Annotated in this window: 18 protein-coding genes; 11 read left to right on the top strand and 7 right to left on the bottom strand. The window is 60.7% G+C overall.

What is annotated here, in order from left to right; all coding sequences use genetic code 11:
• Position 1 precedes the first annotated feature (1 nt).
• The 8 genes from GWE18_RS07710 (at position 2) to GWE18_RS07675 (ending at position 8,093) form a co-directional block, all read left to right on the top strand.
• Positions 2 to 1,783: a branched-chain amino acid ABC transporter ATP-binding protein/permease gene (locus tag GWE18_RS07710; protein ID WP_275185185.1), complete on the top strand. Its 1,782-nt coding sequence runs from the start codon at positions 2 to 4 to the stop codon at positions 1,781 to 1,783.
• Positions 1,770 to 2,477, top strand: a complete 708-nt coding sequence (locus tag GWE18_RS07705; RefSeq protein ID WP_057900792.1) for an ABC transporter ATP-binding protein — start codon at positions 1,770 to 1,772, stop codon at positions 2,475 to 2,477. The genes GWE18_RS07710 and GWE18_RS07705 overlap by 14 nt, the downstream gene beginning before the upstream one ends.
• A gap of 37 nt (positions 2,478 to 2,514) precedes the next feature.
• Positions 2,515 to 3,759 carry an ABC transporter substrate-binding protein gene (locus GWE18_RS07700; RefSeq protein ID WP_275185184.1) on the top strand — a complete coding sequence of 415 codons (1,245 nt, stop codon included), beginning with the start codon at positions 2,515 to 2,517 and terminating at the stop codon, positions 3,757 to 3,759.
• Positions 3,760 to 3,795: 36 nt separating this feature from the next.
• Positions 3,796 to 5,031: an ABC transporter substrate-binding protein gene (locus tag GWE18_RS07695; protein ID WP_275185183.1), complete on the top strand. Its 1,236-nt coding sequence runs from the start codon at positions 3,796 to 3,798 to the stop codon at positions 5,029 to 5,031.
• Positions 5,032 to 5,067: 36 nt separating this feature from the next.
• Entirely contained in the window at positions 5,068 to 5,451 is a 384-nt protein-coding gene (locus tag GWE18_RS07690; protein ID WP_057852982.1) for a carboxymuconolactone decarboxylase family protein, read from the top strand.
• Positions 5,452 to 5,467: 16 nt separating this feature from the next.
• The gene (locus GWE18_RS07685; RefSeq protein WP_275185181.1) at positions 5,468 to 6,241 is read left to right on the top strand and encodes an SDR family oxidoreductase; all 774 of its coding nucleotides are present in this window, start codon (positions 5,468 to 5,470) and stop codon (positions 6,239 to 6,241) included.
• Positions 6,242 to 6,382: 141 nt separating this feature from the next.
• Positions 6,383 to 7,093 (top strand): GntR family transcriptional regulator, encoded by a 711-nt coding sequence (locus GWE18_RS07680; RefSeq protein WP_275185180.1) that lies wholly within the window; start codon positions 6,383 to 6,385, stop codon positions 7,091 to 7,093.
• 28 nt (positions 7,094 to 7,121) lie between these two features.
• Positions 7,122 to 8,093, top strand: a complete 972-nt coding sequence (locus GWE18_RS07675; RefSeq protein ID WP_275185179.1) for a tripartite tricarboxylate transporter substrate-binding protein — start codon at positions 7,122 to 7,124, stop codon at positions 8,091 to 8,093.
• Between the two features lie 291 nt (positions 8,094 to 8,384).
• Here GWE18_RS07675 and GWE18_RS07670 read toward each other — a convergent pair whose 3' ends face one another.
• The 5 genes from GWE18_RS07670 to GWE18_RS07650 all read right to left on the bottom strand — a co-directional run bounded on the left by GWE18_RS07670 (position 8,385) and on the right by GWE18_RS07650 (position 11,900).
• Positions 8,385 to 9,044, bottom strand: coding sequence for a tyrosine-type recombinase/integrase (locus tag GWE18_RS07670; RefSeq protein ID WP_275185578.1), 660 nt, complete (start codon positions 9,042 to 9,044; stop codon positions 8,385 to 8,387).
• Positions 9,045 to 9,260: 216 nt separating this feature from the next.
• The gene (locus GWE18_RS07665) at positions 9,261 to 9,545 is read right to left on the bottom strand and encodes a hypothetical protein (protein ID WP_275185178.1); all 285 of its coding nucleotides are present in this window, start codon (positions 9,543 to 9,545) and stop codon (positions 9,261 to 9,263) included.
• Between the two features lie 153 nt (positions 9,546 to 9,698).
• Positions 9,699 to 9,920, bottom strand: a complete 222-nt coding sequence (locus GWE18_RS07660; protein WP_275185177.1) for a hypothetical protein — start codon at positions 9,918 to 9,920, stop codon at positions 9,699 to 9,701.
• Between the two features lie 868 nt (positions 9,921 to 10,788).
• Positions 10,789 to 11,028 (bottom strand): hypothetical protein, encoded by a 240-nt coding sequence (locus tag GWE18_RS07655; protein WP_275185176.1) that lies wholly within the window; start codon positions 11,026 to 11,028, stop codon positions 10,789 to 10,791.
• Positions 11,029 to 11,564: 536 nt separating this feature from the next.
• Positions 11,565 to 11,900 carry a hypothetical protein gene (locus tag GWE18_RS07650; protein ID WP_275185175.1) on the bottom strand — a complete coding sequence of 112 codons (336 nt, stop codon included), beginning with the start codon at positions 11,898 to 11,900 and terminating at the stop codon, positions 11,565 to 11,567.
• A gap of 222 nt (positions 11,901 to 12,122) precedes the next feature.
• On the opposite strand from GWE18_RS07650, the gene GWE18_RS07645 reads away from it, so the two are divergent.
• Positions 12,123 to 12,389 (top strand): hypothetical protein, encoded by a 267-nt coding sequence (locus GWE18_RS07645; protein WP_275185174.1) that lies wholly within the window; start codon positions 12,123 to 12,125, stop codon positions 12,387 to 12,389.
• Between the two features lie 72 nt (positions 12,390 to 12,461).
• Here GWE18_RS07645 and GWE18_RS07640 read toward each other — a convergent pair whose 3' ends face one another.
• Positions 12,462 to 12,869 (bottom strand): hypothetical protein, encoded by a 408-nt coding sequence (locus tag GWE18_RS07640; protein ID WP_275185173.1) that lies wholly within the window; start codon positions 12,867 to 12,869, stop codon positions 12,462 to 12,464.
• Between the two features lie 624 nt (positions 12,870 to 13,493).
• Complete coding sequence (locus GWE18_RS07635; protein ID WP_275185172.1) at positions 13,494 to 13,892, bottom strand: hypothetical protein; 399 nt, start codon at positions 13,890 to 13,892, stop codon at positions 13,494 to 13,496.
• Positions 13,893 to 14,027: 135 nt separating this feature from the next.
• Between GWE18_RS07635 and GWE18_RS07630 the strand changes: the two genes are divergently transcribed.
• Together GWE18_RS07630 and GWE18_RS07625 are read left to right on the top strand one after the other, a co-directional pair.
• Positions 14,028 to 14,432: a hypothetical protein gene (locus GWE18_RS07630; protein WP_275185171.1), complete on the top strand. Its 405-nt coding sequence runs from the start codon at positions 14,028 to 14,030 to the stop codon at positions 14,430 to 14,432.
• Positions 14,433 to 14,828: 396 nt separating this feature from the next.
• Positions 14,829 to 15,086, top strand: a complete 258-nt coding sequence (locus GWE18_RS07625; RefSeq protein ID WP_275185170.1) for a hypothetical protein — start codon at positions 14,829 to 14,831, stop codon at positions 15,084 to 15,086.
• The last annotated feature ends 114 nt before the right edge of the window (positions 15,087 to 15,200 follow it).

Raw genomic sequence — 15,200 nt, 5'->3', positions numbered from 1 at the left:
CATGCGTGGCTGGCGATCGCTGCTGCCTATCATTGTCTTCACCGCGCTCTATGCGGCGGTGTCGCTGAGCGTAACCAATTCCTATTACCAGCTCGTCATGACGCTGGTGCCGGTCTGGGCGATATTCGGCCTGTCGTGGAACCTGCTTAGTGGATACACCGGATTGATCTCGTTCGGTCACGCAGCTTTCTTCGGCCTCGGAGCCTATGCCGTCGTGCTCGGACAGATCCACTTCGATCTGTCGCCGTGGATCATGATCCCCATCGCAGCTATCCTTGGCGGCATCGCCGGACTGCTGATCGGCTTTCCGACTTTCCGCCTGCAGGGCCACTACTTCGCGCTGGCGATGCTCGCCTACCCGCTCGCCATTCTCTATGTGTTCGAATGGCTCGGCCTTCAGGAAGTAACGCTGCCCATCAAGCGCGACAATCCGATCGCCTATATGCAATTCGCCGATCACCGTCTCTACACACTGCTGGCGCTGGCGATGATGCTCGCCACGATCCTGCTGACACGGGCGATCGAGCGGTCGCGCTTCGGCATGGCGCTGCTTGCGATCAAACAAAACGAAGCCGCCGCGGAAGCCGCGGGAATCAACACGCTGGCCTGGAAGCTCCGTGCCGTCACGCTCAGCGGAGCCATCGCCGGAGCAGTCGGCGGATTCTACGCGGTCGTGCTGCTGGTGGTGACCCCACAATCCGTATTCGGCATGCTGGTATCGGCCCAGGCGCTGACGGTCGCCATGTTCGGCGGTGTTGGAACGGTCTGGGGTCCGGTGATCGGATCCGTGATCCTGATCCCGTTGGCCGAAACGCTCAACGCCGAAGCAGGCTCGCGCTTTCCCGGCATTCAGGGGGTGATCTACGGCCTCGCCATCATATGCGTCATCCTTCTCGCGCCTGAGGGCCTGTTTTGGAAAGTGCGTGACTTCCTGCGCAAGCGGTCGGCATCGCCTGCCGCGAAAACATCGAGCGGCCCGGATATCCCAGCCGCTGCCGTTCCCTCCGCGCCGGCGCCATCGCGTTCGGAACGATTCCCGGGGACAGGCGACGTCGTCCTCGAAGTACGTAACCTGTCGCGTTCCTTCGGCGGATTGAAAGCCGTTCAGGATGTCAGCTTCAAGCTGCGGCGAAACGAGATCCTCGGCATCATCGGTCCCAACGGCGCCGGCAAGACCACGCTGTTCAACCTGTTGAACGGATTCCTGCGGCCAGGTACGGGCGAGATTCTCCTCGACGGACGCGAAATGTCCGGCCGCAAGCCGCATGAGCTCTGCGAGGCCGGCATCGGCCGCACCTTCCAGATCATGCGACCGTTCCTGCGCATGTCGATCTCGGACAACGTCGTGGTCGGCGCCTATGTCCGCGCCAAGACCGATGCCGAGGCAAGGCGGCTGGCGACTGAGGCGATTGCCCGCGTCGGCCTGTCCGAGATCGCCGACCGCATCGCCGGCGAACTCACCACCAAGGAATTGCGGCTGATGGAGCTCGCCCGCGCATTGGCCGGACAACCGCGCATCCTCCTGCTCGACGAGACGCTCGCGGGCCTCGGCCATGACGAAGCGAACGAGGTCGTAGCCGTAATCCAGCGGCTGGCCCGCGACGGCATGACGATCGCCATCATCGAGCACACCATGCAGGCCATGGTTCGCCTGGTCGACAGTTTCCTCGTGCTCGACCATGGCGCCGTTATCGTCGAGGGCGAGCCGGAGGCCGTCACCCGCGACAGCCGCGTCATCGAAGCCTATCTCGGCAAGAAATGGATGGCCCATGCTCCACATTGAAGGGCTGACATCAGGCTATTCGGCGATCCCGGTCTTGAACGACGTCTCGATCAAGGTCGAGGAAGGCCAGTTCGTCGCTATCGTCGGACCGAACGGCGCCGGCAAGACCACCTTGTTCAAGACGATTTCCGGCATCGTGCGTCCGAGCACCGGTACGATCAGGTTCGCCAATCAAGACCTGCTGTCGATCCGGCCCGCGCAGCGCGCGCATCTCGGCATCGCCCATGTCCCGGAAGGCCGTCAAGTTTTTCCGTCGCTCACGGTGATGGAAAATCTCGAAATGGGCGCGATGACCGAGGCCGGTCAGCGCGACTGGAAACACAATATCGAGCGCATCTTCGAATGGCTGCCGATCCTCGCCGAACGCCGCGGCCAGTTCGCAGGAACACTGTCCGGTGGACAGCAGCAGATGCTGGCGATCGGCCGCGGGCTCGCCTCCTCGCCAAAACTCCTGATGCTGGATGAGCCCTCGATGGGCCTCGCGCCAACCATCGCGGATTTTATCTTCGAACGGCTGATCGAGATTCGGCGGCAATCGAACCTCACCATCCTGCTGGTCGAACAGCGCGTGGCGGAGGCGCTGGAATCGGCCGACCACGGCTACGTTCTCGAAGCAGGCCGCGTCGCACTCGAAGGCAACAACCAAACCTTGCGGGCGGACGACCGCATCCGCAAGGCCTATCTCGGCATGTAACCAACAAACGATCAATAACACCATTGGGAGAACGAAAATGGGCGAGGCCAATATGTCGAAGACATCGTTGACGCGGCGAACCGTGCTCTCCGGTGCCGCCGCCATGGGACTGTCGACGATGGCGCGCGCGCAGCAACCTGCCGAAGTCAAGGTCGGCTTGATCGTGCCGCTGTCGGGCATTTACACCCGGCCGGGCCAGGTGATGCGGATGGGCGCAGAGATGGGCATCGAGCACATCAACGCTCAAGGCGGCATCAAATCGCTCGGCGGCGCCAAGCTCAAGCTGATTGTGATCGATTGCGGCGATACCACTGAAAAGGCCAAGAATGCGGCGCAGCGCATGGTGGCGCAGGAGCCGGATCTGGTTGCGGCGACCGGCTCGTATCTCAGCTCATTTACGCTGGCGGTGACCGAGGTGACCGAACGCGCCGAGCTGCCGATGCTCACATTGTCCTATTCGGACCTGCTGACCGAGCGCGGCTTCAAATTCATCTTCCAGACCGCAGCGCCCGCGAGCCGGCAGTCGGAGCTCGGCCTGCCTGAACTGATGAAGCTTGCCGAGGCCGCATCCGGCAAACGCCCGAAGACGGTCGCGATGCTGATGGACAATACGGCGACGTCAGTTGCCACCGCCAAGGCGCTGAAGGAGAAAATCTTTGCCCAGGAAGGCCTTCGGCTCGTCGTGGAAGAAGTATGGACACCCCCGCTTTCCGATGCGACGCCGCTGATCCAGAAGGTCAGGTCGGCGCGTCCGGATCTGCTGCTGTTCATGCCCAACGCCGTTTCCGACGCCAAGCTCGGCCTGGAAAAGATCAACGAGTTCGGGCTTGGCCAGGGCAAGATCCCGACTGTTTCCTTCAGCATCACCATCGCCGAGCCCGACATGCTGCAAAGCGTCAGCACGGAAGCCGTTCAGGGCATCATGACGGTGGTCGCCAACTGGGGCTCGAAGGGCCACGAAGCGCTGATCGCCGAGTTGAAGGCAAAATACAAGGAGCCCTGGATGACGCAGAACGTCATCTCGACCTACGGCGATATGTGGCTGATGAAGACAGCGCTCGAACAAGCCGGCAAGGCCGATCGCCTTGCCGTTGCACAGGCGTTCCGGACCATGGACGGCGGTCCGTCGAAGCACTACCCGGGCGGCCAGCTCAAGTTCGACGAGAAGGGCCGCCGCGTCGGCGCCGGCGTGGTGATCGCGCAGTGGCAGTCCGGCGTGCCCGTCACAGTCTATCCGTCCGATCTCGCATTGGCTGCGCCATTCTGGCCGAAGAAGTCCTGACCGTAACGCGTTCAAAAACTTCAGGGAGGATTAGCGATGACAAGAGCTACCCGGGCCGCATTGACGCGGCGCAGCCTGCTCGCCGGCGCATCCGCCGGCCTGATCTGTTCTCGCGCATGGGCGCAGCAGCCTTCCGAGGTCAAGGTCGGATTGTTGGTGCCGGTTTCCGGCCTTTATGCCCGCCCGGGTACGGTCATGCGACAAGGCGCCGAGATGGCGGTGCATCACATCAACGCGCAAGGCGGCATCAAGTCGCTCGGCGGTGCGAAGCTGAAACTGGTCGTACTCGATTCCGGCGATACGACGGAGAAGGCCAAGAATGCCGCGCAACGGATGGTCGCCCAGGAGCCCGACCTTGTGGCGGCGAGCGGCGCCTATCTCAGTTCATTCACGCTTGCCGTCACGGAGGTGACCGAGCGGGCCAATCTTCCGGTCCTGACCCTCTCCTATTCCGACCTGATTACCGATCGGGGCTTCAAATATGTCTTCCAGACGTCGGCAACCGCAGGCTCGCAGGCAAAACAGGCCCTGCCTCAGATCGTGAAGCTTGCGGAGACGGCTTCCGGCAAGAAGCCAAAGACGGTCGCGATCGTCACTGATAACACGGCGGCATCGGTTTCCTCGGCCAAAGCGATGCGGGACGGCCTGCTTGCCGAAAACGGCCTCCAACTGACCGTCGATGAAACCTTTACCCCGCCGCTCGCCGACGCCACCTCGCTGGTCCAGAAAGTCCGGTCGGCCAGACCAGACCTGCTCTTCTTCCTGCCGACCGTCATTTCCGACGCCAAGCTGCTGCTCGAGAAGATGAATGAGTTCGGCTTGGGACAAGGCAAGATTCCGACGATCTCGTTCGGCATCGCCATCGCCGAACCCGACATGTTGCAGACCGTAAGCCCAGAATTGCTGCAAGGCCTGCTCACCTGCGTCGCAAGCTGGGGCGCCAAGGGTCACGAGGCCCTCATTGCCGAACTCAAGACCCGCCACAAGGAACCGTGGATGACGCAGAATGCGATCTCCACCTATGGCGACATGTGGGTGATCAAGGACGCGCTCGAAAAGGCCGGCAAGGCCGACCGCGTCGCGGTGGCCGACGCCTTGCGCGCCATGGATGGCGGCCCCTCCAAATATTACCCGCTCGGTGAAATCAAGTTCGATGAAAAGGGCCGCCGCGTCGGCGCCGGCATGACCATCGTGCAATGGCAATCCGGTGTACCCGTCACGGTATTCCCTCCGCAACTGGCGCTGGCCCAACCGTTCTGGCCCAAAAACTAGCGCGTAGCCATCAACCGCAACACATTGGATACCGATATGGACAAAGCGACATACGATCGAGGCCTCAAGATCCGCAAGAGCGTCCTGGGCGACGAATTCGTCGACAAGGCAATCACTTCGGCCGACGACTTCAACCGGCCGATGCAGGACCTCACGACGGAATATTGCTGGGGCTACGTCTGGGGCCGCGATGGCCTTAGCCACAAAACCCGCAGCTTTCTCAACCTGGCCATGCTGTGCGCGCTGAACCGGCCGCATGAACTCAAGACCCACGTTCGGGGCGCCCTGACCAATGGAGCGACGCGCGAGGAGATACGCGAGGTCTTCATGCAGGTCGCAATCTATTGCGGCGTACCGGCCGGCGTAGATGCCTTCCGCAACGCGCGGGAAGTATTCGCCGAGTTGGACCAGAAGAAGTAAACGGGAGCCCGATCCGATGCTGCAGGGCAAATGGGCACTCGTCACCGGCGCAACAGCCGGCCTTGGGTTGGCCGTGGCGGAGAGCCTGGCCGGCGCCGGTGCCAATATTGTCCTGCACGACCTGCTTGAGCCACGGGAGGCCCGGGATCGCCTTCGCTCCCGTTTCGGTGTCGATGCCGTAAGCGTGGCCGCCGACCTGTCACAACGTTCATCGATCGAGGCCATGATGGACGGACTGCTCGGGCGCCTCGGAGCCATCGATATCCTGGTGAACAACGCCGTGGTCCGGCATTTTTCACCGGTCGAGACATTTGCTCCGGAGCACTGGGAAGAGGCGCTGGCGGTCAATCTGTCGGCGCCCTTTCATCTGATCCGGCTCGCCCTGCCCGCCATGAAGCAGCGTGGCTGGGGCCGAATCATCAACATGGCCTCGATCTATGCGAGCCGCGCCGTTGCCGACCGCATCGACTACGTGACCACGAAAACCGCCATCCTCGGCATGACCCGGGCGGTGGCGATAGAGACGACACGGGACGGAATCACCTGCAATGCCCTCTGCCCGGGCGTCCTTCCGACGCCGGCCATCCAGGGCAAAATTGCATCGATCGCGGCGAGCGAAGGCCGCGCCGTCGACGAAGCCACGCGCGACTATCTGATGGCGCGGCAGCCGAGCGGGCGGTTTGTCGCCATGGAAAGCGTGGGCGCAATGGTTGTCTTCCTGTCCAGCCCGGCCGGGCAGGACATCACGGGCGCGACGCTGCCGATCGACGGAGGCTGGTCCATCGCATGAGCACGAACGCTCCACACCGACGATATCGCCCGGTCGACCGTGTTTGCACGGGACCAGCCACCTCATGTTCAGATTGCGGAAATGATGATTCTGCCCGTAAATAGCTACTGAATCGGTATTCCGATACGAAGGCGGTAGGCAATGGACAAGCGCGCTGAATTGCAATCCACGCTGCGAATCGAGGGCGTTCCCACCGTCCGCTCGATGGTTGCGCAAAAGCTGCGCCAGGCGATCATGTCCGGACGATTCAAGCCGGGCGAGCGCCTGATCGAGCGAGAGCTTTGCGAGATGACCGGTGTCAGCCGGCCGTCCATTCGCGAGGCGCTTCGGGCATTGGAAGCCGACGGTCTCGTCACAACCGTCCCGCATCGCGGTCCCGTCGTCAGCACCATCAGCCTCGAGGAAGCCAAGCAGCTTTACGCCGCCCGCGCCGTCCTGGAAGGGTTTGCCGGCCGTGAATGCGCCCGCCTGCGTGACCCCGTTGTTGTCCGCAAGATCGGGGACGCGCTTACCAAGCTGAAGGCCGCGTTCGCCGAATCCGACCTGATGACGGCGCTTGAAGCCAAGACCGAGTTCTATGCAGCGCTGATCGGCGGCTGCCAGAATGCCTTTATCGAGCGCATGCTTCGCCCGCTGCACGACCGCATCACGCTGTTGCGGATCACCTCGATGTCGCAGCCGAAGCGGATCAACAAGAGCCTGCGCGAAGTTACGGCAATCTGGCGCGCCATCCAGAGCGGCGACCCAGACCTCGCCGAGCAGTGTTGCGTCGATCATGTGAAGGCGGCCGCGGTGGCCGCGCTCAGCATGATCGAGCGGGCATCCGCATCGAACGAGAAAATGAACGAATGAGCGAACCTCATCACGACAGGAAACGGCCATGAAGTTTTTCAAGCGCGCACTGCTATTGCTGCTGCTTTCGCAGGCCACCGCGACATTTGCCCAGGAATATCCGAACCGGCCGATCACCCTCGTCGTTCCGTTCTCTGCCGGCGGGCCGGGCGACGTGATCGCACGGTTGCTCGGAACGTCGATGAGCGCGACGCTGAAGCAGGCCGTCGTCATCGAGAACGTCGTCGGCGCCGGCGGCACCCTCGGCACCAACCGGGTCGCCAAGGCCCCGCCCGACGGCTACACATTGTTGTTGATGCATGTCGGCCAGGCCACTGCGCCCGCGCTATATGCAAAATTGCCGTTCGATCCGATCGGCGACTTCGCACCGATTGGCCTGGTGACCGACGTTCCGATGATCCTGATCGCGCGTCCGAACTTTCCCGCCAAGGATCTGAAAGAGCTGATCGCGCACGTGCGCGCCCAGGGCGACAAGGTCACCTACGGCAATGTCGGCCTGGGGTCTGCATCGCATCTTTGCGGGCTGATGTTCATGAGCGCCGTCCAAGCCAAGCTTACGCCGGTCTATTACAAGGGCGGCGGACCGGCACTGAATGACATCCTCGCCGGTCACATCGACGTCTATTGCGATCCCGCGACCGGGCCGACGTCCTTTATTCAGGCGGGCACCATTCCGGGATATGCCATTACGAGCAAGAAACGCGTATCGACGTTGCCGAACCTGCCAACCTCGGCGGAGGCCGGCGTACCGGCGTTCGACGTGACGACCTGGTACGGCATGTATGCGCCGCGCAACACGCCGAAGCCGATCGTCGATGCGCTGGTGGATGCGCTGAAAAAGGCGCTCAAGGACCCGCCCTTGGTCAACCGCTTCGCCGAACTCAGCATGACGCCGGTTGAGGACGAACGCGCCACGCCCGCGGCGCTCGACGCCTTTCTCAGAGCCGAGACCGACAAATGGTCTCGCATCATCAAGCAGGCAGGTATCGAGCCGCAATGAAACCAGGCGCGGCCAGGCAAACCGCCCTCGCCTGATCCTCCCACTCATAACGGTCTGGTTGCAGGTTCGAGTCCTGTCGGGATCGCCACTTCATTTTTCCGCCTTAGATATTTCAATGGGTTGGAGGACGTTCTGGCTCACCGGGTCAGAAGGTGAGCCAATGCCTGTTCCGGTTATGAGCCGCGCCGCGCTCTGCGCCATGCGCTTCCGGTTCGCTGTCTTGGTGTAAACCTGCGCCTGTGAGATCGAACTCCAACCGAACCAGGCCATCAGTTGATGATCTGTTGCGCCCTACTCTGCTAAGTAGGTAGCCGCAGCCTTGCGGAGCCCGTGCGAGGTGCATCTCTTCGGCAGCTTCGCCTCTCGGCACATGTCTCGGAACCAGTTGCCGAAGCCCGCCGCCGTGAACGGATTGCCCTGCGCCGTGACCAGGAACGTTAGATGATTGCTTGCCGGCATGGCGTCCATCGCCGCTTGAAGCCGCGGCGTGATCTCGACGTTGAATGGCACGCCAGTTTTTTGCCGGCCGATGGTCATCACGCCCTTACGAATGTGCTGCCGCCCCATCCGGACGACATCGCATCGCGACTGGCCAGCCTGGAGCAATAACTCGTAAGCCAAGCGCGCCCGGGTTCCGACGGCATGGTTCTTTTCGAATTGCTCGCACTCGGTCGACTCCCATGGGTGGTGACCATCGGTCTTCTTCATCTTGACCAGTTTCACTTCGGCAAGAGGATCCCTCTTGATCATCTTCAAGCTGAGGCAATGGTCGACCCAGCCGTGTAGCGCTTTCATCCAGTTGCGCTGCGCTGCCGGCGACTTGCTGTTGAAGATGTTCTGGAGCGCGGTGCTGTGCATCAGCGCGACGCGACCGAGATCCTCGCGGCCATCGAGAAGCACTTGGAAGGCGCTGGCCGCATGACAGAGATGTGGAATTTCTACCAAAAACACCGCCAACTCATTGAGGCGGTGGATAATTACAGCGAGTGGTATAGCGGTGGGATTGCGAAAGACTTCGAGGACTTGGAGCGAAAAATTTCGGAGATGGTGTCCGCATTGAAGGAAAGGGGCATCATGTCGTGATGAGCAAGCTCTCCACCCCCCAAGGACGCCTGACGGAGCAGAAACCCCGCCGGCGTGAACCGGCGGCTCTCCAGATCAAGCCGCTCAGCCGATGAACGTGCCAAAGTAGTCGATCAGCGCACTCGCCGCTGCCATTGTGGCCGGCTTTGTCTTGAACAGATCGCGCGCCGCGCTCCGCTCCACTTCACGAAGCATTGCCTGCCGCGTCAGCAAGACGATCGATGGCGTTCTCGTGCGCAAATTCTCGTCTAGAGTGGAGGGCCCGTAAGAATACGGATATGCGCCGGCGTGACTGGCGGCCACGAAGTCGTTTTCCGAACTCGTTGACAACGTCCTGAAATAAATCTCGCCTATCGTGAGACCGTGCAACGCGGTGCTCCGAGGACGCGTGGCACGATACTGGCAACGTAAATTGTTGGTGGGCAGGAGTATTTCAGATGGAACAGTCTTTCCACGATTTCGAGCAGCGTCTTTTGCAGACCACGGCCGATCTTCTCAATCGAAAGACGGAAAATCAGAAGCTCAAAGAATCGATACGAGCGGCAGAAGCGTCCAAGCGAGGCCGAAGTGTCCGAAGGTCACCCTGGCAGGCCAGGCTTCACCGTCTCGATTAGTTTTGACTGCTGATTGAGTTGTTTCAACCGACGTTCGAGCTCGATCTTTTTTAGCCTTCAGCTTCGCGCTGAGCACATCGTGCATCTGTTCGCGCAGCGCGAACAGATATCGATCGTCATTGATTCCCACTCGCTCTGCATGACGGCCCCCTCGATCATGAGATGTAACGACTCATCACTGTACAGGCGGATGATGGGAACGCTAGCCGGATTCTGCAAAGGACTCTTGGCGGAATTGGAAGCTCAACTGCAACGTCAACCCGCGGGCAGAATGAAGCGGTCTCGGTCTGGGTGCTCGCTTGCCTGCCGAGGCCGCTCCGGTCCCTCCGGCCCCCAGTCATGCCCCAAGTGGCATGCCCATTAGGCCGTGCATCGGAACGGCTCTAGAGTTCACAACAGGTCCGCATGGCGAGGTAAGCCCGCCGGCGTGAACCGGCGGGACCTGTTCGCGTCGAGCTGCCTTGTCCGGCAGGCGCTGCCCTTGCGGGCCGCTGCACTTCCGGATCGTCGTCCTCGCGAACGCCGCCCTCGGCGTCGTTGCCATGAACAGGCCCGGCGATTAGGCCAGGCTTTGCCACTTCGAGGCGCTCCGAAATGGCCTGTTCAAGCTGGGTCTGATTCTTGGCAGAATTGGGCGCGATGCAATGCCAGCAGAAAATCACTCTCGGGGAGATTCGGCATCCCTAGCTGGACAGGCAATGAACCGATATCGAGGCACCCAAGCTGAGTTCCAATTCTCGATGGTCTTGCCACACACGGCGCATTCAAAGCTGCTGATTTCGCGCGCCTCAACGATATGCTCGCTGCGGTCATAGACTGCGCCGCACTTGCATGATCGGTGGCCGGATTCGGACATGCCCAAGCATGCGCTTTGGTAGCCAAGCTTCCTAGTTACATTTTCACTAGACCCACTCAGGCCGCCAGTGCACCCAGGGATACAAAGGAACAAGATCTTGACGTGGCGCTCATGCGTTGCGAGCGATACGGCGCGCGCCGCCCTACTTATCGAATGGCTGCGGTTCCTGCTCATCAGACCAATCAATCACGTTGAAAGGCATTCCTCGTTTGAGCATTTCAGCCTCGAGGTCGGCTGCATGGGTTTTCCATTCGGGAGTGTCGCGGACCTTAAACTTAGGTTCCTCACCTAGCCCCTCAAGCGAATCGTCGGCCGCCAAAGCACCGCGGACGGCCTCGTACATCATGGTGAGGCTTTCGTTCGTGAAGGCCTGATAGTTCATCGGGGCTCTCCCACGAAAAGGCCGCCGCTGTTGGGGCAGCGACGGCTCTCGCTTAGACACCGTGACCAGCAGACGGTCATGATCAGCGCAATCCGTGACCGCCGGAGGTTGACGACGAGGGTGCGCCGGAACCGTTAACTGACGGTTAAGTCCGGCCAGCGGTGAGTCCGGATAGCGCGGGCATCGACGGGATGATCGCTGCCGCCGCACAGCTCGCGCGCGACGGGTGGCTATTACCGAACTTTAATCGGCTGTGCGAGGGAAACCACTTTCCGGCCCCGAAGACGCCGGCATGAAACCAGGATCGGCCATTAGGCGTACCGTTAGTAAAGGTGCGTCAAAATGATTGAAGTGGTCGCGATAGTCCTAGGTGTGTTTTGCGTCGCCATCTTTGCAGCTCATGTAGTCGACGCTTATCTCGCGCCGCTCTAAGGGCCGGCGACTGAGTGCCCCAGCCTGACTCTGGGAACGCCGCTGGATAGTCCGCCTTAGCACTGGGGTATGCGAGCCGGAAACGGCACCAGCGAATCCACGGGCTATTTCTGAGTCCGCGCAGAGGCTTCTCGCTGAAGCGGAGGGCGACCCTTCCACCAAGCATAGAGCATTGGACTGCCATAGGCGCGCGCCGGCACCTCCCATACGGGATAGGGCGAGTTCGGATTTTTCATCGGCCAGAAGATGAAGTCCTGCACGTTTTCGTCTGCCCACCCGTCAGGAATGCCGGCAATGAAGTCGTGTTCATCATTCTCATAAACGACCACGAGGTGACGCGTTCCCGACGCATGCGCCTCGTCGATATAAAACTTCGCCTGGCTCTGATATTGGCTGCAGAATGACGAGCCGATGAACTTCAGTTTTGAAACGTCGCGCATTTCGGCCTCCTCGGCACTGATGCGTCAAACACTGGTGCAAGGTACGCTTCTGCGTTGAGTCGGTACACAGGTTTGAGCGCGGGGACCGAAGCTCCGCGGCCCACGGGTTTCGATGACCGTATTCTTACGGGGTCATTATTGGCCAACAACTTGCGACGGGTGCTTCAACTGTTCGGCAACTAATCTCTAGGTGTGCCGATCTAAGTCATTCGGAGCACCCAAATGAGTATGCCGCCTCGTTTTGAGACAGCGCGCGAAACTACAGTGATTGTTAAGATGCTGGCCGATCTCGTCCGCACCGTTCAATTGATCGAAAGCGAGATCGCGGCCGAGGAAGAGCGCACCAGCGTTTCCGGCCGGTCTGATGTCAAGTATCCAATGCTGGCAAGGACCCTGATCGAGCGGCGCGACAATCTCAAGATGACCATCGACGCCCTTGAACAGCGTCTCGCCGAGCGAGCGCCGGACGAGCAAGCAACCGCGGCTTAGCGAAACGCAAAAGCCGTCGCTGGCTCGCCGGTGTGAACCGGCGGGCTCCTATCACGATCCTGCCTCGCGGCATCACGCGGCGCTATCAATCTCTGCTGCGCGCTTCGCGATCAGCCAGTCGACGTTTTCAAGGCTCCAGTCGCCGCTCGTGTAGGTGCCGATTTCTGTCGCGTGCGTCCTTGCGATGAACCCCCGAGCCTGGCGATGGCGATCCTCGCGAAGATGCGCTTCCAGCGCCCGCAGGCCCATCTGCGTGCTCGGCGCCGTGTTGATCAGGGCCTTCGCAGCGTCGAGTTCGGCCGCAACGGCGGCCTCTATCGGGAGATGACCCGCGTTCTCGGGGCCCACAGCGAGACTGTCCTCATGGAGGGCCCAGATCTCGTCGCTGGCCTTTGCATGAGCCTCGATCGCGGCGAAGATCGGGTCGGATGCAACGGTTGTTGTCACGGTCGTGGTAGCCTGTTCGGTAGCCTTGGCCATGATGAGCTCCTGCTGTCTGGCTAGGGTTAGAGCCGGGGCGGAAGTTAGGGCTTCCCCTCGGCTTGCAATTTTTGTAAACTGAAATTATGAAGAAGTCAATTTTCGTAAACAAAAATCCGGTCGGCCGCCCAAAAAAGAAGGGGGGCTCCTATCCGGTAAGTGCTGTGCGACTACCCCCCGCAATCGCAGAGGCAGTAGACAAGTGGGCTCGTCAGCAAGACGACGCGCCTGTCCGCTCCGAAGCCATCCGCCGCCTAGTCGAGCTGGGGCTGAAGGCGAAGAAGTGATGCGGCAGTCGATGCAGCGCTTTGCGGCGTTGGTGCTGCTTTTCGCGCTTGTCGGCAACGTCCGTAGCAAAGCGGACGACCTCCTGCCGCAACTGAGGAAAAACTACGAAGATTGCATACACCGCACAGTCCGTTTGCAAGGCCTAGGCAGCACTTCGGAGGCTATCGACTTGGCATTCCAAGCTTGTCAAAGCCAAGAGCAGGCTATCATAGAGCGCTTGGCTGCCCTCGGCATGGCGCCGGCTACAACTCTTAAGGCCTTACAAGCGTTCAAGCTGAGGCTGCGGAAGGCGGTCCAATAGCAGCCATCGCCGGCTTGTAGAGCTGGGACGAAAGTCTAAGCGCCCCGCTTCCTGAACCTCACCACTCGAGCCGGGCCAAGCGGCCTTCGTGGCGCGGGCGGTCTAGGTTCGCGCGGCTGATCTGGAAAGAACGGCGTCCACTGTTCATCGGTGTAACCGTAGAGCACACTCCACCAGTTCTCGGACAGCGAGGCCCCCGACCAGGGCATTTCTGGAATGTCCTTGCTGTCGTCCGGATCATCCTTGTCGATCTCGATCGGTACCGCGATGGCCGGACTTTCCCATGTAATGCCGCCATCGGGCAGCTCCGCATATTCGCAATCTGCAGCTTCCGTACATTCATCGATAATCGTGGGCAGATCGCTGGGGTCGTCAGCGAAATAAAAGCCCACGAGATCACGGGTATCGATCAGGCGGACAAGATAGGCGGGCATATCGGCGGCTCCCTTAAGGGCAGTTATTATCATCGCCAACCGCCCGCAAGAAACAATGGTCTTCTGCCCTTGCTCTCGCCCTCCGGCTGCGGAAGGCTGTTGGCGTTAAACTCATCCTGACGATACCGTCTATCAATGAGCGATTCTGTCAGCGACACCGGTCCGGCGCCGTGCTTTATCATTCCCTCAAGGTTCGAGGGTGCTACGCTATCGACGCTGGCCGAAGATATTGCCGCCGGCTGTCCTGAAGGTTGGCCGCCTAGCCTCGTGCTCGATTTTAAGCGGCTCAACTTCATTCAACCCGCAGGAGTCATTTTCCTCAGCAACCTGATCTGGTGGCTTCATCGGCACGGAACCTCCGTGCAGCTTATCAACACTAAGCGAAACGCTGAGGCCTTGCGATATTTGGACGATTCTCGTTTTTTCGAGCAGCACTGCCGCAAAAAGCTTTTCCGACATGACCGGCATTTCAGCGAGGCCTCCAGCTTCCATGTGCCGCGTGGCCAGCGAATGGCGTCGGGCAGCAGGCTGCCGCCATAGCCCTTGCCGTCCGAACATGCTTTAGAACCAACCCTTATACAGGCAGAATCCAACCCAGCCGATGACGGCCGCGATCGCTGCAATGTCAAGTCTCGTTGTGACATTTACTATCGGCCTCGCGGCCGGCCTTCCTGGCGATTACAGCGGCCCCGAAGCGGCCTTGCAATGCCACTAGCTTTAGGGGTCGGGAACGGACGTTTTGCGCTACAGACTGCGCCGCAAATTGCATATTTTCCCCGGGATGAAGGAACGATGGTTTTTCCCTAGAGTCGAATCCCTGCCTCCGGCACTATGCCCCCAAAGCCCCAGGCCGGAGGAAAACCTGCCTAGGTTGGCGGTCCCAGCGCTCAGCTCTGTAAGCGCTGGGGCCGTTTAGAGACGCGCTGGATCGTAGCAATGGCCTTACACTTCAGCCGCGTTGCTCCCGCGAAAGATGAGCTGGAGATCTGGAGCGCGAGCGAGCGTGGCTTCTCATTTGTTATCAGCAACGAGAGCACCAGTGGTCCTGGACTTCATGGGCGGCCGGGCTTTGTAGCTTCCTGGCGCCCCATCGATTTCAACAGGCCTGCAATCAAGATAGGCGGATCACCCTTTAAGACGTTTGCCGAAGCCGAGAACGCCTGTGAGGCCATGCTTGCGCACCTGACCAAATAACTTCGGATTTCCCAGCCCGGTCCGGCCGGTCCGCCGGAGTCATGCAGGGTCCAGGGCCTCTTGAGGGGCGCGGCCTAGTCCATCTCCCCCGCTTGGACTTCACCCGAGTAGCCC

The organism is Bradyrhizobium sp. CSA112, assembly GCF_029051645.1.
Lineage (GTDB): Bacteria > Pseudomonadota > Alphaproteobacteria > Rhizobiales > Xanthobacteraceae > Bradyrhizobium.
Note: the sequence above shows the minus strand (reverse complement) of the source record. Positions and strands in the feature narration are given on the sequence as shown.